24 protein-coding genes and 1 tRNA gene are annotated in these 22,900 nt (G+C 62.9%); 13 read left to right on the top strand and 12 right to left on the bottom strand.

Annotated elements, in window-relative coordinates; genetic code table 11:
• The first annotated feature begins 130 nt into the window (after positions 1-130).
• From lptF to NCS02_RS03535, 3 genes are read left to right on the top strand one after another with little or no spacing between them, the layout of a single operon-like run.
• A complete protein-coding gene (lptF, locus tag NCS02_RS03545; RefSeq protein ID WP_008351116.1) occupies positions 131-1,228 on the top strand; it encodes an LPS export ABC transporter permease LptF in 1,098 nt (365 codons plus the stop codon).
• 4 nt (positions 1,229-1,232) lie between these two features.
• Positions 1,233-2,381 carry an LPS export ABC transporter permease LptG gene (gene lptG / locus NCS02_RS03540; protein WP_008351117.1) on the top strand — a complete coding sequence of 383 codons (1,149 nt, stop codon included), beginning with the start codon at positions 1,233-1,235 and terminating at the stop codon, positions 2,379-2,381.
• A gap of 27 nt (positions 2,382-2,408) precedes the next feature.
• Positions 2,409-2,783, top strand: a complete 375-nt coding sequence (locus NCS02_RS03535) for a sirohydrochlorin chelatase (protein ID WP_244807758.1) — start codon at positions 2,409-2,411, stop codon at positions 2,781-2,783.
• 257 nt (positions 2,784-3,040) lie between these two features.
• Here the strand turns inward: NCS02_RS03535 and cobA are convergent, their stop codons facing one another.
• The 6 genes from cobA to NCS02_RS03505 all read right to left on the bottom strand — a co-directional run bounded on the left by cobA (position 3,041) and on the right by NCS02_RS03505 (position 9,147).
• Positions 3,041-3,799, bottom strand: coding sequence for a uroporphyrinogen-III C-methyltransferase (gene cobA, locus NCS02_RS03530; protein ID WP_008351119.1), 759 nt, complete (start codon positions 3,797-3,799; stop codon positions 3,041-3,043).
• A gap of 26 nt (positions 3,800-3,825) precedes the next feature.
• Positions 3,826-5,139 (bottom strand): sulfate adenylyltransferase subunit 1, encoded by a 1,314-nt coding sequence (locus NCS02_RS03525; RefSeq protein WP_008351120.1) that lies wholly within the window; start codon positions 5,137-5,139, stop codon positions 3,826-3,828.
• Positions 5,140-5,166: 27 nt separating this feature from the next.
• Positions 5,167-6,129: a sulfate adenylyltransferase subunit CysD gene (cysD, locus tag NCS02_RS03520; protein WP_008351121.1), complete on the bottom strand. Its 963-nt coding sequence runs from the start codon at positions 6,127-6,129 to the stop codon at positions 5,167-5,169.
• Between the two features lie 65 nt (positions 6,130-6,194).
• A complete protein-coding gene (locus tag NCS02_RS03515) occupies positions 6,195-6,917 on the bottom strand; it encodes a phosphoadenylyl-sulfate reductase (protein ID WP_244807757.1) in 723 nt (240 codons plus the stop codon).
• A 3-nt stretch (positions 6,918-6,920) separates the two neighbouring features.
• Positions 6,921-7,460, bottom strand: a complete 540-nt coding sequence (locus NCS02_RS03510; protein WP_034472943.1) for a DUF934 domain-containing protein — start codon at positions 7,458-7,460, stop codon at positions 6,921-6,923.
• Between the two features lie 10 nt (positions 7,461-7,470).
• Positions 7,471-9,147: a nitrite/sulfite reductase gene (locus NCS02_RS03505; protein ID WP_250519323.1), complete on the bottom strand. Its 1,677-nt coding sequence runs from the start codon at positions 9,145-9,147 to the stop codon at positions 7,471-7,473.
• 239 nt (positions 9,148-9,386) lie between these two features.
• On the opposite strand from NCS02_RS03505, the gene NCS02_RS03500 reads away from it, so the two are divergent.
• The 3 genes from NCS02_RS03500 (at position 9,387) to NCS02_RS03490 (ending at position 11,741) form a co-directional block, all read left to right on the top strand.
• Positions 9,387-10,328: a CysB family HTH-type transcriptional regulator gene (locus NCS02_RS03500; RefSeq protein WP_008351128.1), complete on the top strand. Its 942-nt coding sequence runs from the start codon at positions 9,387-9,389 to the stop codon at positions 10,326-10,328.
• A gap of 52 nt (positions 10,329-10,380) precedes the next feature.
• Positions 10,381-11,541, top strand: coding sequence for an ABC transporter substrate-binding protein (locus NCS02_RS03495; protein WP_008351129.1), 1,161 nt, complete (start codon positions 10,381-10,383; stop codon positions 11,539-11,541).
• 115 nt (positions 11,542-11,656) lie between these two features.
• Positions 11,657-11,741: transfer RNA gene (locus tag NCS02_RS03490), tRNA-Leu, on the top strand.
• 63 nt (positions 11,742-11,804) lie between these two features.
• On the opposite strand, the gene NCS02_RS03485 is transcribed toward NCS02_RS03490, so the two are convergent.
• Both NCS02_RS03485 and NCS02_RS03480 read right to left on the bottom strand, forming a co-directional pair.
• The gene (locus NCS02_RS03485; protein WP_152563226.1) at positions 11,805-12,026 is read right to left on the bottom strand and encodes a hypothetical protein; all 222 of its coding nucleotides are present in this window, start codon (positions 12,024-12,026) and stop codon (positions 11,805-11,807) included.
• On the bottom strand, positions 11,999-12,367 hold the full coding sequence (locus tag NCS02_RS03480) for a hypothetical protein (protein ID WP_250481500.1): 369 nt from the start codon (positions 12,365-12,367) through the stop codon (positions 11,999-12,001). Before NCS02_RS03480 ends, NCS02_RS03485 begins: the two co-directional genes overlap by 28 nt.
• A gap of 331 nt (positions 12,368-12,698) precedes the next feature.
• On the opposite strand from NCS02_RS03480, the gene NCS02_RS03475 reads away from it, so the two are divergent.
• The 4 genes from NCS02_RS03475 to NCS02_RS03460 all read left to right on the top strand — a co-directional run bounded on the left by NCS02_RS03475 (position 12,699) and on the right by NCS02_RS03460 (position 16,620).
• Positions 12,699-14,216, top strand: a complete 1,518-nt coding sequence (locus NCS02_RS03475; protein ID WP_250481499.1) for a hypothetical protein — start codon at positions 12,699-12,701, stop codon at positions 14,214-14,216.
• Between the two features lie 108 nt (positions 14,217-14,324).
• Positions 14,325-15,422, top strand: a complete 1,098-nt coding sequence (locus NCS02_RS03470; RefSeq protein WP_033537122.1) for a TIGR03118 family protein — start codon at positions 14,325-14,327, stop codon at positions 15,420-15,422.
• A gap of 185 nt (positions 15,423-15,607) precedes the next feature.
• Positions 15,608-16,321 carry a pseudouridine synthase gene (locus tag NCS02_RS03465; protein WP_244807753.1) on the top strand — a complete coding sequence of 238 codons (714 nt, stop codon included), beginning with the start codon at positions 15,608-15,610 and terminating at the stop codon, positions 16,319-16,321.
• A 122-nt stretch (positions 16,322-16,443) separates the two neighbouring features.
• Entirely contained in the window at positions 16,444-16,620 is a 177-nt protein-coding gene (locus NCS02_RS03460; RefSeq protein ID WP_008351142.1) for a hypothetical protein, read from the top strand.
• Here the strand turns inward: NCS02_RS03460 and NCS02_RS03455 are convergent.
• On the bottom strand, positions 16,617-17,630 hold the full coding sequence (locus NCS02_RS03455; RefSeq protein ID WP_244807752.1) for an NAD-dependent epimerase/dehydratase family protein: 1,014 nt from the start codon (positions 17,628-17,630) through the stop codon (positions 16,617-16,619). The genes NCS02_RS03460 and NCS02_RS03455 overlap by 4 nt on opposite strands.
• An 86-nt stretch (positions 17,631-17,716) precedes the next feature.
• Here NCS02_RS03455 and NCS02_RS03450 point away from each other — a divergent pair, with 86 nt between their 5' ends.
• From NCS02_RS03450 to NCS02_RS03440, 3 genes are all read left to right on the top strand, one after another.
• Positions 17,717-18,748, top strand: a complete 1,032-nt coding sequence (locus NCS02_RS03450) for a CDP-6-deoxy-delta-3,4-glucoseen reductase (protein ID WP_008351145.1) — start codon at positions 17,717-17,719, stop codon at positions 18,746-18,748.
• Between the two features lie 275 nt (positions 18,749-19,023).
• Positions 19,024-20,208, top strand: a complete 1,185-nt coding sequence (locus NCS02_RS03445) for an acetylornithine transaminase (RefSeq protein ID WP_244807751.1) — start codon at positions 19,024-19,026, stop codon at positions 20,206-20,208.
• The gene (locus tag NCS02_RS03440) at positions 20,205-20,627 is read left to right on the top strand and encodes a GNAT family acetyltransferase (protein WP_244807750.1); all 423 of its coding nucleotides are present in this window, start codon (positions 20,205-20,207) and stop codon (positions 20,625-20,627) included. Before NCS02_RS03445 ends, NCS02_RS03440 begins: the two co-directional genes overlap by 4 nt.
• Positions 20,628-20,688: 61 nt before the next feature.
• Here the strand turns inward: NCS02_RS03440 and NCS02_RS03435 are convergent, their stop codons facing one another.
• From NCS02_RS03435 to NCS02_RS03425, 3 genes are all read right to left on the bottom strand, one after another.
• On the bottom strand, positions 20,689-20,985 hold the full coding sequence (locus tag NCS02_RS03435) for a hypothetical protein (RefSeq protein WP_244807749.1): 297 nt from the start codon (positions 20,983-20,985) through the stop codon (positions 20,689-20,691).
• A 693-nt stretch (positions 20,986-21,678) separates the two neighbouring features.
• Positions 21,679-22,350: a hypothetical protein gene (locus tag NCS02_RS03430; protein WP_244807748.1), complete on the bottom strand. Its 672-nt coding sequence runs from the start codon at positions 22,348-22,350 to the stop codon at positions 21,679-21,681.
• Positions 22,351-22,510: 160 nt separating this feature from the next.
• Positions 22,511-22,900, bottom strand: a 390-nt coding sequence (locus tag NCS02_RS03425; protein WP_250522890.1) for an ATP-binding cassette domain-containing protein, incomplete at its 5' end; no start/stop codon positions are given.

Raw genomic sequence — 22,900 nt, 5'->3', positions numbered from 1 at the left:
AAGCCGCAATTATCCGCTATTTTTTCCGCGGCGGTCACAGGCGCAAAGCGAGGATGAGCACGATGCCCTTCCCCTTCGCCACAAGATGCGTGCATGATTCCGCATCCCCGCCGGCAAATCGCAAAATTCAATGATCTTCGAACGCTCCCTGCAGCGCGAACTCGCGTATACGGCCGGCGCCGTGTTCATGGTCCTGCTCACGATCATGCTCACGACGATGATGATCCGCATCGTCGGCTTCGCGGCGCAAGGTCAGATCGACCCGAAAGACGTCGTCGTGCTGATCGGGCTTACCGTCATCGGCTATCTCGCGGTCATGCTGATCGTGACGCTGTTCGTCTCCATCCTCTTCGTGCTCACGCGCTGGTATCGCGACTCGGAAATGGTCGTGTGGCTCGCGTCGGGCGTGAGTCAGACGCAGCTCATCAAGCCGATCGCCGTGTTCTCGACGCCGATCATCATCCTCATCATGTTCTTCGCTTTCGTCGGCTGGCCGTGGTCGAATCAGCAGAGCAAGCTCATCAAGCAGCGCTTTCAGCAGCGCGATGAAGTGTCGCTGCTCGCGCCGGGCCAGTTCCGCGAATCGCCGGCGAGCCATCGCGTGTTCTTCATCGAGAAGATGTCGCAGGATCAGGGGCACGTCGAGAACGTGTTCGTCACGAGCACGGAAGGCGGCAAGGTCAACGTGATCGTTTCGAAGAACGGGCACACCGAAACGCGTCCCGACGGCGACCGCTTCATCGTGCTCGACAACGGCCGCCGCTACGACGGCGAGCCCGGCCAGCCGAACTTCCGGATCATGGAATTCGAGCGCTATGGTGTGAAGATAATGAGCCGCCAGGTCGTCAACACGCCGACGACCACGGGCATCTACACGCCCGATCTGCTCGCGGATCCGACCAAGGAAAATCTCGCGGAGTTCGCGTGGCGCGCGGGCTTGCCGATCATCGCCATCAATCTGATGCTGCTCGCCATTCCGCTTTCGTATCAAAACCCGCGCCGCAGCCGCACGATCAATCTCGTGATGGCCGTGCTCATCTATCTCACGTATTCGAACCTGCTGAACGTCGTGCAGTCGTGGATCGAGCAAGGCAAGCTGTCGTTCGGCGTGGGACTCGTCGGGCTGCACCTCGTCGTGGGGGCGCTCGTCGCATTCATCTTTTGGCTGCGGATTCGCAACCGGCCGCTCTTCAGGCTCTCGTCGCTGACGGGTTCAAAGGGGGCCTGACATGTTGCGCATCTACGAACGATACTTCGCGCGCCAGATCTACCTCGCGTTCATCTTCATCCTGTTCGCGTTCTCGGGGCTGTTCTTCTTCTTCGACCTGATCAACGAGCTGAACACGGTCGGGCACGGCAAATACAACTTCATGCTCGCGGTGCTGCGCGTCGGGCTGCAGACGCCTTCGCGCTTCTACGAGATCATTCCCGTCGCCGCGCTCATCTCGGCCATTTACGTCTTCGCGCAGATGGCGGCAGCCTCGGAATTCACGATCTTCCGCGTGTCGGGGCTTTCGACCGGCGCGGCGCTGCGCTCGCTGATGAAGATCGGCATTCCGTTGGTGTTCATCACGTACCTCATCGGCGAAGTGATCGGGCCATACACGGACCAGTTGTCCGAGCGCGTGCGGCTTGAGGCGCTCGGATCGTCGGTGTCATCGAATTTTCAGTCGGGCGTGTGGGTCAAGGACACGTTGACGGCGAAAGAGAACGGCGAACAGGTCACGCGTTTCGTCAACGTCGGCACGCTGAACCCCGATACGACGATCGCCAACGTGCGAATCTACGAGTTCGATTCGAAGTTCCGCCTGACCAACGTACGCATCGCGAAGACGGGTGTGTACGCGCCGCCCGGCCACTGGAAGCTCACCGGCGTGACCGACACCCGCCTGAACGACGCGCCGCCGCAGGCCGTCAATCCCGGCGACACGTTGAATCCGGTGTATCGCGCGACGCAGACCACGCTGCCGGAGTACTCGTTGCGCTCCGAGCTGACGCCGCAGATTCTGTCGGTGCTGCTCGTGTCGCCGGACCGGATGTCGATGTTCAACCTCTTTCGCTATATCCAGCATCTGACGGAGAACCATCAGGACGCGCAGCGCTATCAGATCGCGTTCTGGCGCAAGATTCTTTATCCGTTCGCGGTGTTCGTGATGCTGATTCTGTCGCTGCCGTTCGCGTACCTGCATACGCGCGCGGGCGTGGTCGGCGTGAAGGTGTTCGGCGGCATCATGATCGGCATGAGCTTCCAGTTGTTCAACACGCTGTTCTCGCATATCGGCAATCTGAATACCTGGCCCGCGCCGCTCACGGCGGCCGCGCCCGCGCTCGCCTATCTGGCGGTCGGGTTGATCGGACTGAAGTGGGTCGAGCGGCACTGACGTTTCTTCTCTGACGGAGAACGCGCGATGAAGAAGCACGGCATCATCCTGTTCGGTCACGGCGCGCGCGATCCGCGCTGGGCCGAGCCATTCGAGCGGCTCGCGCAGAAGTTGCGTGGTTCGCGCGGCGATCAGCCGGTGGCGCTGGCGTTTCTCGAGTTGATGTCGCCGGATTTGCCGGCCGCAGTGGCGCGGCAAGCCGCCGATGGATGCGATGCCATTACGGTCGTGCCCGTGTTTTTTGGGCAGGGCGGGCATGTGCGTCGCGATTTGCCGGAGATCGTCGAGAAGTGCCGGAAGGCACATCCCGACGTTGCGATTTTCTGCGCGACGGCAGTCGGGGAAGATGACGCGGTGCTGGAAGCGGTCGCGGGGTATTGTTTGCGGCAGATGGGCGCGTAGTTCATCGCTGGCCGTTCGGCCGAATGGCACCCTCCGAATCGAGCGCCTCTACTTGGATTGACTTTTCCGTATATCCGATTGGGCCCCGTATGGATCTGCTCATTTCCAAATAGGCAATAGCCTCGCAGTACGCATTCCCGCGGCAGCAACTCGAAAAAGAAGAAAATCAAGCTCGTCGACTTTTGAATTCCGAGATCCAAAGCAAAAGGAGCGCACCGTCTCCGGTGCGCTCCTTACTTTGAGCCTGTCAAACGACATCAAGCCGCCGCCTGCATCCCCTTCAAATGCACCTTCGGCTTCACCGCCGACGCCCGTTCGCGAAACGCCTCACCGATCATCAGCAAGCTCGGCTGCGACGGATCCAGCCACTCCTGCGCCTCACCCAGCGCCATACGCGCGAGCGTCAACGTCAGCGTGCGTTCGCGCGGCGTGCTGCACGCCTCCACGATCGCCACCGGCGTCGAGCCGGGACGTCCCGCATCGATCAACTGCTGCGCGATGTCCGGCGCGCTGTCGCGGCCCATGTAGAACACGAGCGAATCGGCCTTCGCCTGCTCGCGAATCTCGTCGCTGTCCGCCGCACGCGAATGCGTCGCCAGTGCGACGCTGCGCGCCACACCGCGCAAGGTCAGCGAGCGCTTGAGCGTCGCCGCGCTCGCGAGCGCCGCCGTGATGCCCGGCACCACTTCGAACTCGATGCCCGCAACTTCGAGCGCGCGCATTTCCTCGTCGGCGCGGCCGAAGAGCATCGGATCGCCGCCCTTCAGACGCACCACGACACCGTGTTCCAGCGCAGCATCGACGATCTGCTTGTTGATGAAGTGCTGCGCCGTCGAACGCTGTCCGCAGCGCTTGCCGACAGCAATCTTCTTCGCGTTGGGCGCGTAGTCGAGCATCGCCGGTTCGACGAGCGCGTCGTGCAGCACGACGTCCGCCTGCTCGAGCAAGCGCATGCCGCGCACGGTGATGAGATCCGCCGCGCCCGGCCCCGCTCCGATCAGATAGACCTTACCCATTGCAATCATCCGTCGCTAAATGTCGATCAAGCCGCGATCGAACGAATCATGCCGGCGGCGACCGTGTGATGCGTCGCTTCATCGATCAGCACGAACGCGCCGGTGCCCTGATGCGTATCGTACTCGTCCGCGACGATCGGCTTCTGCAACGTGAGCGCCACGCGGCCGATGTCGTTCATCGCGAGCGTGCTGCGATCGACCGAATGCGACAGCGTATGCACGTCCAGCACCTGCTTCACCGCGCCGATGCGCGCGAACACCGTGTTCGTCGTCTGTTTCAGCAGATATTTGCGCTGCGGCGAAAGCGGCTCTTCGTCGAACCAGCAGAGGTCCGCTTCGAGCTTCTTCGCCGGCTCGACCTTCGCCGCGGCGGGCACGAAGGTATCGCCGCGCGACACGTCGACGTCTTCCGTCAGGCGAATCGTCACCGTCTGGCCAGCGAACGCGCGATCCACCGGCGCGACACCACCCGGCACTGGCGCGATGATCTCGGCAACCGTCGCTTCGCGGCCGGCGGGCAGCACGGTCAGCGCATCGCCGACGCGCACTTCGCCCGCTTCGACGCGGCCCATGTAGCCGCGGAAATCGTCGGCTTGCGAGCCGTCCTGACGCGCGACCCATTGCACCGGGAAACGCAGCGCCTGATCGTTCGGCTGCGCGACCGGCAGCGATTCCAGCAGATCGAGCAGCGGCTCGCCTGCGTACCACGGCATGCGCTCGCTCGCCGTCACGATGTTGTCGCCCTTCAGCGCCGACACCGGCACGAAGCGCACGTTCGACAGCCCGAGCTGACGCGCGAGCACGACGTACGCATCGCGAATCTCGTTGAAGCGCGCTTCGCTGTACTCGACCAGATCCATCTTGTTGATCGCGACGATCACGTGCTGCAGACCGAGCAGCTTGACGATCGCGCTGTGGCGCTTCGTCTGCGGCAGCAGTTGCGCGACGCCGTCCTCGAACGTGACGCGCGTTGCGTCGACGAGAATGATCGCCGCATGCGCCGTCGACGCGCCCGTCACCATGTTGCGCGTGTACTGCTCGTGGCCCGGCGTATCGGCGATGATGAACTTGCGCTTCGCCGTGGCGAAATAGCGATACGCGACGTCGATGGTAATGCCCTGCTCGCGCTCGGCTTCGAGGCCGTCCGTGAGCAGCGAGAGGTCGATTTCATCGCCGACCGTGCGCTTGTTCTTCGCGCGCGAAATCGCCGACAACTGATCCGACAAGACGGCCTTGCTGTCGTACAGCAGACGGCCGATCAGCGTGCTCTTGCCGTCGTCGACGGAACCCGCGGTGATGAAGCGCAACACGCCCAGATCTTCAGCTTGATAGATGCTCATGACTCGTTTCTTCCTGTGGCGTGATGCTTAGAAATAACCTTGCTTCTTGCGCTGTTCCATCGCGGCTTCGGAAGCCTGATCGTCCATGCGCGTCGCGCCGCGTTCCGTGATTTCCGTCACGGCCGTTTCCGCGATGATCTTCTCGACGTCATCGGCATCGCTCGCGACCGGGCACGTGCAACTGATATCGCCGACGGTGCGGAAACGCACTTGCGCGATCTCGGCGGTCTCGCCTTCGCGCACCGGCGTGAGCGGCGTTACCGGCACGAGCAGGCCGTTGCGGCGCACGATCTCGCGGTCATGCGCGTAGTAGATGTTCGGCAGTTCGAGCTTTTCGCGCGCGATGTACTGCCACACGTCGAGCTCGGTCCAGTTCGAGATCGGGAACACGCGCAGATGCTCGCCGTTGTGCAGACGCGCGTTGTAGATGCTCCACAGTTCCGGACGCTGCGCCTTCGGATCCCACTGGCCGAATTCATCGCGGAACGAGAAGATGCGCTCTTTCGCGCGCGCCTTTTCTTCGTCGCGGCGCGCGCCGCCGATCATCGCCGTGTAGCCGTATTGCTCGATGGTTTCGAGCAGCGTCACCGCTTGCGCGGCATTGCGCGAATCCGTCTCGCGACGCAGACGCACCGTGCCCTTCTTGATCGAATCCTCGACATGACCGACGACGAGCTCCGCGCCGATCTCGGCCGCGCGGCGATCGCGGAAATCGATCACTTCCTGGAAGTTGTGACCCGTGTCGATGTGAACCAGCGGGAACGGCAGCGTCGTCTTGCGGCCCCCGCCGAGGCCGAACGCCTTGAGCGCGAGCGCCAGCACGACGACCGAATCCTTGCCGCCCGAGAACAGGAGCGCGGGCTTGCTGCATTCCGCGACCAGTTCGCGAATGATGTGGATCGACTCGGCTTCGAGCCAATCCAGGTGATCCATGCGAGTCGCCTTGTTGACGACCGGTGCGGTGACGTTAGAGTCGAGCGTCGTGCTCATGTTCGTCGATCCTTTTTCTAGCGGCGCTTCTATGAGCGCCGCGTTCAGTGACAGGGGGTAGTGCCTTAGATCGCGGAGCTTGGTGCTGCTTCGACGATCTTGATGTTCGTGATGTGCAAGCCGCATTCCTTCGTATCGCGCGATTCCCACCACCAGCGTCCGGCGCGGCTGTCTTCGCCGGGGCGCACCGCGCGCGTACAAGGCTCGCAGCCGATGCTCGGATAGCCGCGCGCGTGCAGCGGATTCACGGGCACATCGAAGGCTTTCAGGTAATCCCACACATCGGTTTCGGTCCAGTCCGCGAGCGGATTGAACTTGGCGATGTTGCGCGGCTCGTCGCGCTCTTCCTCGTGCAGCTCGGCGCGCGTCACCGATTGTTCGCGGCGCTGTCCCGTCACCCACGCGGAGACATCGGACAGCGCGCGATTGAGCGGCTCGACCTTGCGGATATGGCAGCAGCTCTTGCGCAAATCAATGCTTTCGTAGAACGCGTTCAGACCGTGATCGCGCACGTAGGCATCGACCGCGTCCTGTTGCGGATGAAACTGCTCGATGTCGTAGCCGTAGCGCGCTTTCACGGTATCGAGCATGCCGAGCGTTTCCGCGTGCAAACGGCCCGTATTCAACGAGAAGATGCCGATCTTCACATCGCGCGAAAGGATGGCGTGCGTCAGCACCATGTCTTCGGCGGCGAGACTGCTGGCTAGCTTGACGTTCTGGTGGCGCGCCGCGATCGAATCGAGCAGCGCATCCAGGCGTTCAACCTTGGCTTGCAATTCAGGCGTCATACATCAGGCTCCAAGCGCTGCGACGAGCGCCGCGCGACGACGGAACAGCGGTTCCGGATTGTCGGTCGCGCCCTGATACAGATTCGTGAACTCGGTGAACGCGTTGAGCGCGTCGTTGATGTCCTTGTCCGCGCGCACGGCGAACGCATCGAAGCCGCAGCGCGCGTGGAATGCAACCTGATCGCGCAGCACGTCGCCGATTGCGCGCAGTTCGCCCGTCCACTGATAGCGCTCGCGCAGCAAGCGGCCGATAGAAAAGCCGCGGCCATCGCGGAACACCGGGAAATCGACGGCGATCACGGAAATCTGCGCGAAATCCGCGACGATGTCGGCGGGTTCGTCGTCCGGCGCGAGCCACACGCCGATGTCTTCTTTCGCGCGCGACGCGACGATCGCCGGCTTGTGCTCTTTCCACAGCGCAAACGGCACGATGATCTTGCCGGCCGGCAGCGCATCGACGGCGGGCAACGTACCGTCTTCGGCGGCGCGCACAACGGTGAAACTGTCTTCGACGACCGCGCGGTTCTTGATAATCAACGTCATTTGCAGATCCTTAAGCGTGAGCCTGGCGCGATGCGTACACGCGCTCCTTGAACGGCGCCATGCCGATGCGGCCGAACGTCTCGATGAAGCGCTCGCCTTCGATGCGGTTGTCGACGAAAGTGTCGATCACTTGCGCGATCACGTCGGGCATCTCTTCGGCCGAGAACGACGGGCCGATCACCTTGCCGAGATGCGCGCCGGTCGCGCCCGAGCTTTGCTCGCCGCCGAGCGTCACCTGATACCACTCCGAGCCGTCCTTATCGACGCCCAGAATGCCGATATTGCCGACGTGGTGATGACCGCACGCGTTGATGCAGCCCGAGATGTTCAGCGAAAGGTCGCCGAGGTCGTGCACGTAGTCGAGATCGTTGAAACGGTCCTGAATGGCGAGCGCGATCGGGATCGACTTGGCATTCGCGAGCGAGCAGAAATCGCCGCCCGGGCACGCGATGATGTCCGTCAACAGGCCGATATTCGCCGTCGCGAAACCGAGCGCCTTCGCGCGTTCCCACACCGTGTGCAGATCGCGCTTCTTCACGTTCGCGAGAATCAGGTTCTGCTCGTGCGACACGCGGATTTCGCCGAACGAGAATTCATCGGCGAGCGCGGCGACGTCGTCCATCTGCTGATCGGTGGCGTCGCCCGGCGCGATGTGGCGCTGCTTGAGCGAGAGCGTCACGGCGGCGTAGCCCGGCACCTTGTGCGGACGCACGTTGCGCTCGACCCAGCGCGCGAACGGCTTGCTGTCGATCAGATGCTTTTCATAGGAAGCGTCGGTGTCCGCGAGCTTCTCGTAGACGGGCGACGCGAAGAACTTCGACACGCGATCGACTTCTTCCTGCGTGAGCGTCGACGGGCCGTCCTTCAAGTGTTGCCACTCTTCCTCGACCTGCTTGCTGAACTTCTCCGGCGACAGCGCCTTAACGAGAATCTTGATACGCGCCTTGTACATGTTGTCGCGACGGCCGTAGCGGTTGTACACGCGCAGCACGGCTTCGCAATAAGTAAGCAAGTGTTGCCACGGCAGATCGCGCTTGATGATCGCGCCGACGATCGGCGTGCGGCCGAGGCCGCCGCCCGCGAGAATGTCCATCACGACTTCGCCTTGCGCGTTCTTCTTCAGATACACGCCGAGATCGTGGACTTGCACGGCCGCGCGGTCTTCCGCCGAGCCGTTCACCGCGATCTTGAACTTGCGCGGCAGCCACGCGAATTCCGGATGGAACGTCGACCATTGACGCAGAACTTCCGCCCACGGACGCGGATCGACCTGCTCGTCGGGCGCGACGCCCGCGAACTGATCGGCGGTGATGTTGCGGATGCAGTTGCCCGACGTCTGGATCGCGTGCATTTGCACCGACGCGAGCTTGCGCAGGATTTCCGGCGTCTCTTCGAGCTCGACCCAGTTGAACTGGATGTTGGTCCGCGTCGAGAAGTGACCGTAGCCGCGATCGTGCTCGCGCGCGATGGTGGCCAGCATGCGGAGCTGGTCGCTGCGCAGGTTGCCGTACGGGATCGCGATGCGGTGCATGTACGCGTGGCGCTGCATGTACAGGCCGTTCTGCAAACGCAGCGGACGGAATTCTTCTTCGCTCAATTCGCCCGACAAACGTCGGCGGACCTGGTCGGCGTACTGCGCGACACGTTCGTCGACGATACGTTGGTCGATCTGATCGTATTGGTACATTCGGGGGCCCCAAGTTCTTGTGTAAAGCGCAGCGTCCTAGGTTACGCGGCGCGTCTCGTCCATCGAATATCCATTGAGTCGCTATTGCCCGAGCCGTTCAGACTGAACGCTCATTTGCTTATGACAGATGGAGATATGGATATTGGAAAAATTGGACTGATAGTAAAGAACCTGCTATATATTGCAAACGACTGAAAAATTACTTTGATATGCCCGGTAGTAATAAACAAAGGCTATAAATGAATCTGCATCAGTTTCGCTTCGTGCGCGAGGCCGTCCGGCAGAACTTCAACCTGACGGAAGCCGCCAAGGCGCTGTATACGTCGCAGCCGGGCGTCTCGAAAGCGATCATCGAATTGGAAGACGAATTGGGCGTCGAAATCTTCACGCGGCACGGGAAACGCGTGAGGTCGCTCACCGAGCCGGGGCGCATCATTCTCGCGTCGGTCGAGAAAATCTTGCAGGAAGTGGAAAGCCTGAAGCGCGTCGGTAAGGATTACGCCGCGCAGGATCAGGGCAATCTCGTCATCGCCGCCACGCATACGCAGGCGCGTTATTCGCTGCCGTCCGCCATCGCAGAATTCAAGAAGCGCTTCCCGAAGGTCCACCTTTCGATTCTGCAAGGCAGTCCGACGCAAGTCGCCGAAATGGTCATCCACGATCAGGCCGATATCGCCATCGCGACGGAAGCGATCGCCAACTATAAGGAACTGGTGTCGCTGCCCTGCTTCCAGTGGCAGCATCTGGCCGTCATGCTGCCGGATCATCCGCTGTTGGAGCGCAAGACGCTGACGCTCGACGATCTCGCGCAATTCCCGATCATCACTTACGAGGCGTCGTTCGCCGGGCGCACGAAGATCAATCAGGCGTTCGCGCTGCGCAATCTGACACCGGACATCGTGCTCGAAGCCATCGATGCCGACGTCATCAAGACTTACGTCGAACTGGGGCTCGGCGTCGGGATTCTGGCGGATATCGCGTTCAATCCGGAGCGCGATCGGCATTTGCGCGCGATGCCGGTCGGACATCTCTTCGGCACGAACGTCACGCGGCTCGCGCTCAAACAGGGCGCGTACCTGCGCAGCTATGTGTATACGCTCGTCGAACTGCTGTCGCCGTCGCTGAATCGCAAGCTGATCGAACAGGCGCTGTCCGGCGAGCACGAGAGTTACGAGCTTTGAATATCGGCGGCGCCCGCCGCCTAGAAAATCCTGCCCTTTTGGAGACCATCCGATGACGTTGTCGAAGTTCACGCGCCGGCTCGCTGCCGGCGTCGCCTTGTCCGTAGTTGCCGCCGCCGCGCACGCCCAGTTGAAGGTCGGCATCGATCTGTCGAGCACCGGTCCGGCCGCCGCCATCGGCATCACCAGCAAGAACGCGATGCTCATGTGGCCGAAAACCATCGCCGGGCAGAGCGCGGAGTACATCATCCTCGACGACGGCTCGGATCCGGGCGCGGCCGTGCGCAACATCCGCAAGCTCATCAGCGAAGATCACGTCGATGTGATCGTCGGGCCGAACATCACGCCGGCGGCGCTCGCCGCGCTCGATCCCGTCGCCGAATCCGAAACGCCGATGATCACGCTGATCGGCTCGGCATCGGTCGTGGAGCCGCAGGAAGGCAAGAAAGTGTGGGCGTTCAAGATGGCGCAGACCGATCGCGCGATGGCCGACGTCATGACGCGCTACATGGCCAATCACGGCGTGAAGACGGTGGGTTTCATCGGCTTCGCGGACAGCTACGGCGATAGCTGGCTCAACGAGTTCACCAAGTTCGCCGATCTTCGGCATATCAAGATTGTCGCGAGCGAGCGTTTCAATCGCACCGATGCGAGCGTCACCGGCCAGATTCTCAAGCTGATGGCCGCGAAGCCCGACGCGGTGCTGATCGCGGGCGCGGGCACGCCGACGGTGTTGCCGCAGCGCACGCTCGTCGAGCGCGGCTACAAGGGCGCGATCTATCAGACGCACGGCATCGCGACGCCCGAGTTCATCAAGCTCGGCGGCAAGGACGTCGAGGGCACCCTGTTCCCGACGCAGCCGGTCGTCGTCGCGCGGACGCTGCCGGCGGATCATCCGTCGAAGAAGGCTGCGCTGGCGTTCGCGAATGCGTATGAGGAGAAGTACGGCAAGGGCACCGTGACGCAGTTCGCGGGCGATGCGGCGGGCGTGTATCCGCGTCTTCAGGACGCCGTGGCGCGCGCGCTGAAGACGGCCAAGCCGGGCACGAAGGAGTTTCGCGTGGCGCTGCGCTCGGAACTCGAGCATGCGCACGAACTGGTCGTGCCGAACGGCGTCGTCAATACGAGCGCGACGGATCACGTCGGTCTGGATCAGCGCGCGAGCGTAATGGGCGTCATCAAGAACGGCGCATTTACGTATCTCGCGCAGTAATGTCCTTTGTTCTGAAAACGCTACTGTCGATGCTTGCCGGCGACGGCGTTTTCGGTCATAATCGCCGACTCGATTGGCTCGTTGGTTCGCTCTGTTCCGCTACGAGTCGATTCAGGCCCAGGTGGTGAAATTGGTAGACGCAGGGGACTCAAAATCCCCCGCCGCAAGGCGTGCCGGTTCGATTCCGGCCCTGGGCACCAGGATTGTTGAAAAAGCCGCTCCGTTGTGAGCGGCTTTTTTGCGTTTGGGGCACGGCTTCGGCGTCATTTCGGCATCTCGCCGGGTTTCGCGGCAATCTGCGTTTGAACGTTGCCTGAACCGCGCCCGACTTCGACGCGCGGCTCATCGCCCGCAGTCTTCCGATAAATCCAGCCCACGACGGGCGGAACGACGAACCTGGCGATCGCGTAAGCCAACACGACAGGCCAATACTCTCGAAAGAAACCCAGCACGAAGTTCAACATTTTTCCACCCACGCCTTCCATTCATTCACCGCGATCGAAAATACATAGTAGACCAGAGCATCCCGAAGAGGATGCATAGGCAGAATCGCCCGAACTTCCTCACTGAACGAAGCGACGAGCAAGTATATCCAGAGAAGCATCCCGATTAGAGAGGCGAAAATTCCCAGATTCGCGACAAGAAACGCCTGAGCGATTCGTCGCTCGGAGAACCATCGAGAATAGGCGCCGCGGCGAAGCTCACCCGGCAGCACCGTCAAAGCAAGATTCAGACTGACGCTCGACGCGACGAGCGAAATCGGAAAGAAGTCATCCCTGCCCGGCTGCTTCAGCGCCACCCTCAAGATGTATTCGATCGCGCCCATGAATAGCGGCAGTCCGACGATCAGTTGCCGCGCCGTCGCGTCGAAGCCCCTTCGATTGCATTGTCATCGTCCTTATGTGCGTGATGACACGCAATTTCGCCGATGACGCGAGCGCGCGTAAGTCGTCCGTCCGGCTATGTGCGCTCTCGCGTAGACGCGCACTGCCGCGTCAGCAAAAAATGGCCTCCATCGGCATCGGGAACCCCGGCGCGCGGAGCATCGCGGGGATGCTCGCACGCGCAGCGCCCGCATTTCGGGTTGCTTAGGACCCTCTCGATGTCGTGACCCGCTCGCGCGACGCGCCGAGCCATAACTCGAAGAAAGGTACGACATGAATCGACCTGATCACTCGCTGTCTCTCGACTCCGTCATCTGCAAGCGCTGCAACACCGTTTCCCCTGCCTCGGAAGACACCTGCCCCGCGTGCGGCGCCGATCGTCAGGGCGCGATTTTCACGAGCCGCGCGGCCGAAGCCGCCGCGGCCGCCGCGGCGCCGGTGCCCGCGCCGCTCGACATTCTCGACTGGGACGATAGCCACTGGCTGCAGCGCCTCGTGCGCCGCAGGATGCTGACGTCCTATCCGAACTTCGTCGAGCCCGATGCGCAGGATCAGCGCAAGCCCGCCCGCACCGGCATGGCGATGCTGGTCGGCGGGGTGGTCGCCAGCATCGCGGTCGGCGGATACTTTTACGCGCGTCTGGACGACAACGCGCCGTCGCCGAGCGCGGAGCCCGGTATCAGCGCGGCGGGATCGATTCGCGACGGCGCCTCCGGCGCGCTCAAAGCCGATGCCGCGCGGCACGCATCGTTGGCGCGCTCCAAAGCGGATACGCCGAGTGCGCAGCCTGTCCCGTCAGCGACGACGACAACGACGATCGCGAAGAAGCCCGCGCCGATAGCGGAAACCGCGTCTGTCGCGCCGCGCGTCACGGCATCGAGCATGTTGCCGACGACGCCGCACGTTGCGGCGAACGCGGCTCCGGCGAGCAACGCGTCGCCAGCCATGTTCGCAACTGCGAAGCCGGCGACGCCCGTTCCCACGACGAACGCAGCCGCAGCGACAGCCGCATCGGTCGCTGCCGTCGCGCCGCCGACCAAGCCGACGACGCCGGTCGTCGCATCGCTGCAGATGCCTGAACCGCGCGTGGTCGCGACGATCGCCGCAGCGGCGCCGGTGCCGCCGAAACCGGTGACGCAAGCGCCCGCGCCCGTCGCCCGCGCGATCGAGCAGCCTCGAAATACCGCGCCCGTCGCCCGACAATCCGAACAGCCGCGCAGCACCGCGACGGTCGCCTCGATCGACAAACCGCCCACGCCCGCCACGCCCGCCGTTCAGCCTGCGCCGGAGCCGCTTCCCGCAGCCGTCGCGCGGAGCATCGCGGCGGCTCAGCAAGCGCTCGCCGGGCGCGACCTCGCGGCGGCGCGCCGTCACATGCGCAGCCTCTCGGCGAGCGAGCCGCGCAGTCCGGAAATCCAGCAGCTCGCGGCCGAATTGTCGCGTCAGGAACGTGCGCGCGACGGCGCGATAGCGAACGCGCGCGCCTGCGCCGCCAACATGGAAGCGGCGTGCGCGTTGCGCAACGCACGCCGCGCGGTCGCGCTCGACCCGCGCAACGGCCAGGCGCAGGCGACGCTGCGCCGCGCGCTCGCTGTGCAGAACGAGAGCAACACCGAGTACTTCCGCCAGGCGAGCGGCATCCCGAAGCCGGTCGTCCCGACGATGACCTACGACGGCCGTTGGAACGCGCACGCCCATCATTCGGGGATACCGGATGACGACGATTCGCGCTTCACGCTCTTCGGCCTGGGCGTGCCGGCCGTATCGAAGGGACGCGGCGACGCGCATTGATGTACTGACGCGCCATTCAGCATGATGCAAACGGAATAAGCCGCAACGCACATCCGTTTAAAGGTGACGAACGAGCTGCCGGCGAACCGCGCCGAAGGAGTCACCATCATGCAAACCGGATTGTTGCGCCGTCTGGTGGTTTGCGCCGCCGCGGTCGTCTCGCTCGCGGGCATCGCCTCATGCGGCGGCGGCTCGGACGACAACATGCCGACGGCGACACGTTTCAAGATGTCGATCGTCGTCTCCGATGGCGCCGTGTCCGCGCCTCACACCGACCCGAATCTGAAGAACGGCTGGGGCGTGGCGTTCAACCCGAACGGCTTCGTTTGGGTCGCCGACAACGGCACGCAGACGGCCACGCTCTACGACGGCAACGGCGTCGTTCAGTCGCTGGTCGTATCGATCCCTCCGAGCGCGTCCGGGCCCGCCAAACCGACAGGAATCGTCTTCAACAAGGGGCCGGATCTCACGCTCTCGCGCAACGGCAAGTCGGGCGTCGCCGCGTTCGTCTTCGCGGGAGAAGGCGGCTCGATTACCGCGTGGGCACCCGCCGTCGACATGACGCACGCGTTCACCGCCGTCGATTCGAGCGCGTCGGGCGCGATCTACAAGGGACTCGCGATCGCCACGACGTCGACGGGCGCGCATCGCCTTTACGCGACCGATTTCCATAACAACAAGGTCGACGTCTTCGACGGCACGTTCACGAAGATCGCCGTGCCCGGCGGCTTCAGGGACGCGCAGATTCCGGCGGGTTTCGCGCCCTTCGGCATTCAGACGATCGGCTCGAAGATTGTCGTCACCTACGCGAAGCAGGACGGCGACGCCGAGGACGACGTGCCCGGCGCGGGCCTGGGCTTCGTCGACGTGTTCGACATCGACGGCAATCTGACGCAGCGCTTCGCGGCGAACGGGCCGCTCAACGCTCCGTGGGGCATCGCGCAGGCGCCCGGAAACTTCGGCACGTTCAGCAACGATATCCTCATCGGCAATTTCGGCGACGGCACCATCAACGCGTTCGATCCGAATACCGGCGCGTTCGTCGGCGCGCTCACGGATACCGGCGGCGCGCCGCTCGTGCAGCACGGTCTGTGGGGCATCGCGTTCGGCAACAACCTGAACGCGCAGCCGTCGAACACGCTGTTTTTCGCCGCCGGGCCGAACGACGAAGCCAACGGCGTGTATGGCCGCATCGACATGCAATGACGCGCACGCGACGATTCCCTGGGCGATGACGCTGGCCGCGGACGCATGGCCGTCCGAAAGCGCATCGCCACGCTCGGCGCCGCCCGCGGTTCGGGCGGCGCTTTTTTTGGCGATGCGAAGCGCGCCGGCGCGCGCGGACCGAAAGCGCGGCTTGCTAGAATGCGCGCTTCAACTCCGCTCATCCGATGGACCTCGAAACCCTCCTCTTCTCCCAAGGCTTCGGGTCGCGCCGCCAGTGCCGCGGCATCGTGGCCGAAGGCCGCCTGCGCATCGCGGGCATCGTGCGCGACGATCCGCACGCCCATCTCCCCGTCACGCCCGGTCTCGAATTCCAAGTCGACGATCATCTCTGGACGTATCGCGAGAAGGCGTACATCGCGCTCAACAAGCCCGCGGGCTACGAATGCTCGCGCGATCCGCAGCATCATCTGAGCGTGTTTCATCTGCTGCCGCCGCAACTCGCCGAGCGCGGCGTGCAGGCCGTCGGCCGGCTCGACCAGGACACGACCGGCCTGCTGCTGCTTTCCGACGACGGCGCGTTCGTGCACGCGTTCACGTCGCCCAAGCGCAAGGTGCCGAAGGTCTATCTCGCGACCGTGCGTCATCCGCTCGACGGTCTGCAACTCGCGAAGTTGCGCGAAGGCGTGCTGCTGCACGGCGAGCCGAAACCCAGCGCCGCGCTCGCCGCCAAACAACGCGGCGAACGGCTGCTCGAACTCACCGTGCTCGAAGGCAAATACCATCAGGTCAAGCGCATGGTCGCGGCCGCGGGCAACCGCGTGGAGAAGCTGCATCGCGAGCGGGTCGGCGGTTATGCGTTGCCCGACACGCTCGTCGAAGGCGCATGGCGCTGGCTCGAAGACGCCGATCTCGCCGCGTTGCGAAACACTTCGCATTGAGCACGCAAATCGGTGAATCCCCTCACCGGCGGACGCTGCGATGCAGCATGCCTTCCACGTTTCGTACTCTTATACTGGTCTAACGGATACCAAAATGATTACGAAAAAAGCAGGAGGGCATCATGGTCTCCCAATCGGCCGTTGCGCTGGTAGCGTTCGTCGCGCTGTGCGCAGTCCTCATCGGGGTGCTGGGCTTCGTCATGCACATGCGCCACAAGTATTCGCCGAATCTCATCGGCGCATTGATCGGCGCGTTGATGTGCTTCGTTCTGCTCGAAACGATTCCGGCGCTGATCTAACGCCGCGCGTTCTGCTTTAGGAACGCGTCGACCGTCGGATGGCGCAGCACGTAGCCCAGTTCGCGCTTCAGGCGCGTGTTGGCGAGCCGCCGCGATTCGCGCATGAACGAAAGCGTGACCGGCTCCAGGCGCGTTTGCGCTTCGCTGCGCGAAATGCGCGGCACGCGCGTCAGGCCGTAGGCATCGGCCACGCGGTCGAAGTAATCCGCCATGCGCAAATCCGTGTCGTCCGACGCGTTCACGACGCGCTGCGCACGCCCGCGCGCGAGCGCACGCACGAGAATGGCCGCGAGATCGTCGGCGTGAATGTGGTTCGTGTAGACGTCGTCCGGTTCGGCGAGCGCGGGCATGCCCTTTTCGATGCGCGCGATCGGCAGGCGGTTGGCCGCGTAAATGCCCGGAATCCGCACGACCGACACCCGCCAGCCGCTTTTCACGCCCGCCGCGCGCAACTGCCGCTCCGCCGACACGCGCCGCCGCGCGCGTTCGTTCGCAGGCCGCGCAGGCCGCGTTTCGTCGATCCACGCGCCGGCGCAATCGCCATAAACGCCGGTCGTGCTCGCATAGACGAAACGCGTGCGCTGCCCGTCCCGGCGCTTCGCGGCCGCACGAAGACCGTCGGGTACAATGAAAGATGTTTTTCCGGCGCGATCCGCATGCAGCCAATGGCTTGCGGCGGCGCGCGCCACCGAGCGGCGCGGTCTGCGCAGCGCGGCGATCAGCGCGCGCGTGCGGCGGTCCGAATCGCCGTCGCGCTGAGGCGGCGCGAGATGCAGCACGTCGCGTGCGAGGCCGGCGAGCCTTGCGAGGCTGCGGCGCACATCGAGATCGCCGGAAATGGGCGTCGCGCCGGCCGCGCGCAATTCGCCGGCGCGTTCGGGATGATGCGTGAGCGCGACGACGCGGGGCGCGGCGGCGCGCGCATGCAGAAGCGGCAACGCGCGCATGCCGACATCGCCGCATCCGACGATCAGGACGCGCGCGCGGCGAAGGTTTCGAGTGGCGATCATCGGAGCATTTTATCCGTCGCCTTAAACCCGCGTGCGGCGTCCGAAAAGACTCACGAGACAACTCCACACATCGCAGAAATCGATCTATGGCTTTCAACGTAACGCTCCGGCAAAGCGGCCGGCAGTTTCAAGTAGAACCCGACGAACCGGTGCTGACCGCCGCGCTGCGCCAGGGCATCGGCCTGCCGTACGGCTGCAAGAACGGTGCGTGCGGTTCGTGCAAGGGCGCCGTCGTGAGCGGCGAGGTCGAGCAGGCGCCGCATTCGTCGTCGGCACTGTCGAACGACGAAAAGACGCGCGGCATGGCCCTCTTCTGTTGCGCGACCGCGCAGACGGATTTGACCATCGACGTGCGCGAAGTCGCGGGCGTCGGCGACGTCCAGGTGAAAAAGCTGCCGTGCCGCGTGAACGCGCTCGAACGCAAAGCCGACGACGTCATCGAACTGAAGCTGCAACTGCCCGCGAACGAACGCCTGCAGTATTACGCGGGCCAGTACATCGAATTCATCCTGAAGGACGGCAAGCGCCGCAGCTATTCGATGGCGAGCCCGCCGCATCACGAAGGGCCGCTCGAACTGCACATTCGCCACATGCCGGGCGGCACGTTCACGGATCACGTCTTCGGCGCGATGAAAGAGCGCGACATCTTGCGCTTCGAAGGCCCGCTCGGCACGTTCTTCCTGCGTGACGAGTCCGACAAGCCGATCGTTCTGCTCGCTTCGGGCACGGGTTTCGCGCCGATCAAGGCGATCATCGAACATGCGGTCTTCAAGAATCTGAATCGCCCGATGACGCTTTATTGGGGCGGCCGCCGCAAGAAGGATCTCTACATGATGTCGCTCGCCGAACAGTGGGCGCGCGAGGTTCCGAATTTCAAGTTCGTGCCGGTGCTCTCCGAACCCGACGCCGGCGACGCCTGGACGGGCCGCACGGGCTTCGTTCATCGGGCTGTCATCGAAGATCTGCCAGACTTGAGCGGCTATCAGGTGTACGCGTGCGGCGCGCCCGTGATGGTGGAATCGGCGCAGCGCGACTTCACGCAGCATCATCGGCTGCCGGAGGACGAGTTCTACGCGGATTCGTTCACGAGCGCGGCAGATCTCGCGCATCCCGTGTGAGCTTGCACACAACGTGCACGCGGACAAAAAATCCGCGTCCACGGTTTACAGGCGGCAACCGCTTAACGTATCCTTCGCGAATGCTCAAAACGCTGAACGCACTTCGACGTCGCCGCTCGCCGCTTCCCTAGGGATGCCGCTGGCTCGTCACGCACTGCGCTCACGGTTCGGTCTTGTCGAAGCGTACGAAATGAAGCCACGGAAATCCGTGGCTTTTGTTTTTTCCGCATCGTTTTCCTCTTTTTCTCGCACTAGCCTTCGTGGAGCCCGCTGTCATGAATTTCAATGAGTACCCCGTTGATTCGCTGATGTACATCACGAACCGTCCCGAGATCGTGTTCACGCATGGCAAGGGTTCCTGGCTCTACGACAACACGGGCAAGCGCTATCTCGACTTCATCCAGGGCTGGGCGGTGAACTCGCTCGGCCACTGCAACGAAGGCATGATCGAGGCGATGGAAAAGCAGGCGCGCACGCTGATCAACCCGTCGCCCGCGTTCTACAACGCGCCGATGGCGCAGCTCGCCGGCCTGCTCACCGCGAACAGTTGCTTCGACAAGGTGTTCTTCGCCAACAGCGGCGCGGAAGCGAACGAAGGCGCGATCAAGCTCGCGCGCAAGTGGGGCAAGAAGTTCAAGAACGGCGCGTACGAGATCATCACGTTCGACCACAGCTTCCACGGCCGCACGATCGCGACGATGTCCGCGAGCGGCAAGGCCGGCTGGGACACGATCTACGCGCCGCAAGTGCCGGGCTTTCCGAAGGCCGATCTGAACGATATCGCGTCGGTCGAGAAGCTCATCAACGAGAAGACCGTGGGCGTGATGCTCGAGCCGATTCAGGGCGAAGGCGGCGTGATTCCCGCGACGCGCGCATTCATGCAGCAACTGCGCGAATTGACGAAGAAGCACAACATCCTGCTCATCGTCGATGAAGTGCAAAGCGGATGCGGCCGCGCGGGAACGCTGTTCGCGTACGAGCTGTCGGGCGTCGAGCCGGACATCATGACGCTCGGCAAGGGCATCGGCGGCGGCGTGCCGCTCGCGGCGCTCCTGTCGAAGGCGGACGTCGCGTGCTTCGATGCGGGCGATCAGGGCGGCACCTACAACGGCAATCCGCTGATGACGGCGGTCGGCTACTCGGTGATTTCGCAACTCGTCGCGCCGGGCTTTCTCGAAGGCGTGCGCGAGCGCGGCGAGTATCTGAAGCAGGAACTGCTGAAGCTGTCGGACGAGCGCGGCTTCAAGGGCGAGCGCGGCGAAGGTTTGCTGCGCGCGTTGCTGCTCGACAGCGACAAGGGTCCGCAAATCGTCGAGAAGGCGCGTCTGATGCAGCCCGACGGCCTCCTCCTCAACGCGGCGCGCCCGAATTTGCTGCGCTTCATGCCCGCGCTCAACGTGACGAAGGACGAGATCGACCAGATGATGACGATGCTGCGTTCGGTGCTCGATTCGCTGTGATCATCCGCACTTTCGATGCAGGCGATCGCGACGCCGTGATCGCCCTGTGGCGCGATGTGTTTCCGGAGTACGCGGACGCATCGCGGCCGCAGCGCGATCCGGCGCTGTCGATCGAGAACAAGATGCGCACGCAACCGGAGCTGTTCTTCGTCGGCTCGATGGATGGCGAAGTGATCGGCACGGTGATGACCGGTTACGACGGGCATCGCGGCTGGGTGTATTCGCTTGCTGTCACGCCTGCGCTGCGCGGCCGTGGATACGGCAGTGCGTTGATGAAGCACGCGGAAGCGGCGTTGACGAAGCTCGGCTGCCCGAAGGTGAATCTGCAGATTTTGTCGTTCAAGACGGAGCTGCGCGGGTTCTATGAAAGGCTCGGGTATCGGATGGATGAAGTGGTGAGTTTGGGGAAGCGGCTTTGACGCGCGAACTCAGGCTGAACGCTTCGACAAGGCCGCTATCTTTCTCAGATGTCGACCAGGTTCAACAAGAAAAGCAGATTTGAGGCATCTCGTCGACGGCCGCTGCGCGTCTTTGCTTTCTTTGCGGATTGCGCGCCGCATCTTCTACCGACGAGCCGCGCACCTTGAACGACGGATTGGGTTCGATCGAAATGTTGCGAAAGACCACGTCCGTTGTGCCGCTTTCTTCCCTGTATTTCAGCGTCAGGTCTACGTTGTAATCAGTGAGCCAAACGCCGTCGTACTCCACGACGAATCCGCTCTGCGTCGCTACTGAGCAGTGGGTTTCGACTGCGGAGCCGGTGAGCGAAGCAAACACGTCGAACGCCGGTTTTGTGTCCGACCCGGCACTGCATGCGCTTTTCGCCCTTTCGGGAAGGCTGAGGAACGGACATATCAAATTCCGCCCCTTTGACCAGGGTCTGTGGGGTCGCGCGGATCGCAGTGCTATCTTTGAGGTTCGCCATGCCGATCTGGCTATCGCCCCACAGTTCCTGAGAACGCAGGTCCGCCATTCGGTAGTAGGTCCGGAAATAGGCCCATGTAACCGCACTATCTCCAGCGGTCGTGACGCTTTGCTCCGAAACGACACCATTGTCGTGACGGTTCACAAGAGTTGACGTGAAGGGCACACGCTTCAGTGGTGAGCGTGAATCGACCCAATCTGCTTCGATGATCAGTCGCTTGTAGGGAAGAATCTGGCTGCCCTTAGCGGGAAGACCGCGTTGCACCACCTCGCCATAGCTTCGAAAAGTATTGGCGCAGCATCGCGCCCTGCGGCGAATCCGGGTCGATACCTGATGATGCAAGCCGCGAGTTGAAGTCCGCCAAGTCTCTCGTCTCGGCGGATACGGGTGCGATCGGTTGAGTCTGTCCTGTCGCCGTCGCTATCGAGAGGAAAGCGAAGGCAGCCAAGAGCCAACGTATGATTTTCAAGCGTTGCATATATTCTTATCTGATCTGAGAGGTTCGAATGTGAATGGCCGAGCGAAAGGCGATGCAAGGCTCGCGATCATTGCGAAGTTGAATTCGAATCCGTGTCAACTCTCGCGTCGGCACATTTGGCAGCGCGTGTCACAGCGACGGGTTCATCCATGTCATGGCCGTCGATAAGACGAACGGATATCCAGCACTGCCTGCCCTTCATCTCGAGAAACGCATCGTAGTCACGGCCCGCAACCGGACTGAAAGTCACACGCGGTGGAGTACACCACCAATGGGCGTTACCCGCACTGCCGCTCGTTCCCATGCTCAGGACAATCGGCTGGCCGCCCGCCACCACATACTCTCTGATGGAATCCTTGAACTCCAGGCCGTCGACTCGCATGAACTCGCGCGGGCTCGGCGGCATGCCGATAACCTCGCTCCGCGACGAATATTTCCAATTGGCAAAAAAACCGTCGTCACCGGCCACCCATTCAGCTCCCTCGACGGAACCGCCATAACAGGCGTGATTGGGAAGGTACGAGGCAGTGCGCGTTCCGTTGCCGGAGAGAAGTCTGATACGCGCAGAGACCGCGCTATCGTATTCCGGCGCCGCGACGGTCACGTTATGACTGGGCTGCGGAAACAATCCGCAGCCCGTCAGTGCCATCGTGGCTGCGATGAGGAGGTGGCCGCGCTTCGGCAGCTGGCTGAGACTGGAGGTGAACATCGCGCAAAATCCCCGATTCTTGATCGGCATCCTGAGCTTCGATAGTGGGAAGAATCTGAGAAAGCGGGCTAATGCGACAGATGACGAGAAAGCGAGAACAATTTGGCGAAGCACCCGTAATCCTGGAAAAGAAAAAAGCCGACTGTCTCGCGACAGTCGGCTCCCTTTCGAGCATCGGACGGTTAAGTCTTCACTCACCCAAATACGCCGCCCTGACCTTCGGATCATCGAGCATGACCTTCGCGTCGCCGGACATCGTCACCGTGCCTGAATCCATCACGTAACCGCGATTCGCCGCCTGCAGCGCGAGACGCGCGTTCTGCTCCACGAGCAGCACCGTCAGCCCTTCCTTCGAGATTTCCCGCACGACTTCGAAGATCTTCTCGACCATGATCGGCGAAAGACCCATCGACGGTTCGTCGAGCAGCAAGAGCTTCGGGCGCGACAGCAGCGCGCGGGCCATCGCGAGCATCTGCTGTTCGCCGCCGGACAGCGTGCCCGCGTACTGCGACGCACGTTCCTTCAGACGCGGAAAGAAGCCGAACATGCGCTCCGTGTCCTTCTGAATGCCGTCCGAATC

Source organism: Caballeronia sp. NCF2 (genome assembly GCF_023631205.1).
In the GTDB taxonomy this organism is placed as follows: Bacteria; Pseudomonadota; Gammaproteobacteria; order Burkholderiales; family Burkholderiaceae; genus Caballeronia; species Caballeronia zhejiangensis.
The sequence above is the reverse complement of the archived record's forward strand: the minus strand, read 5'-3'. Positions and strand labels throughout refer to the sequence as shown.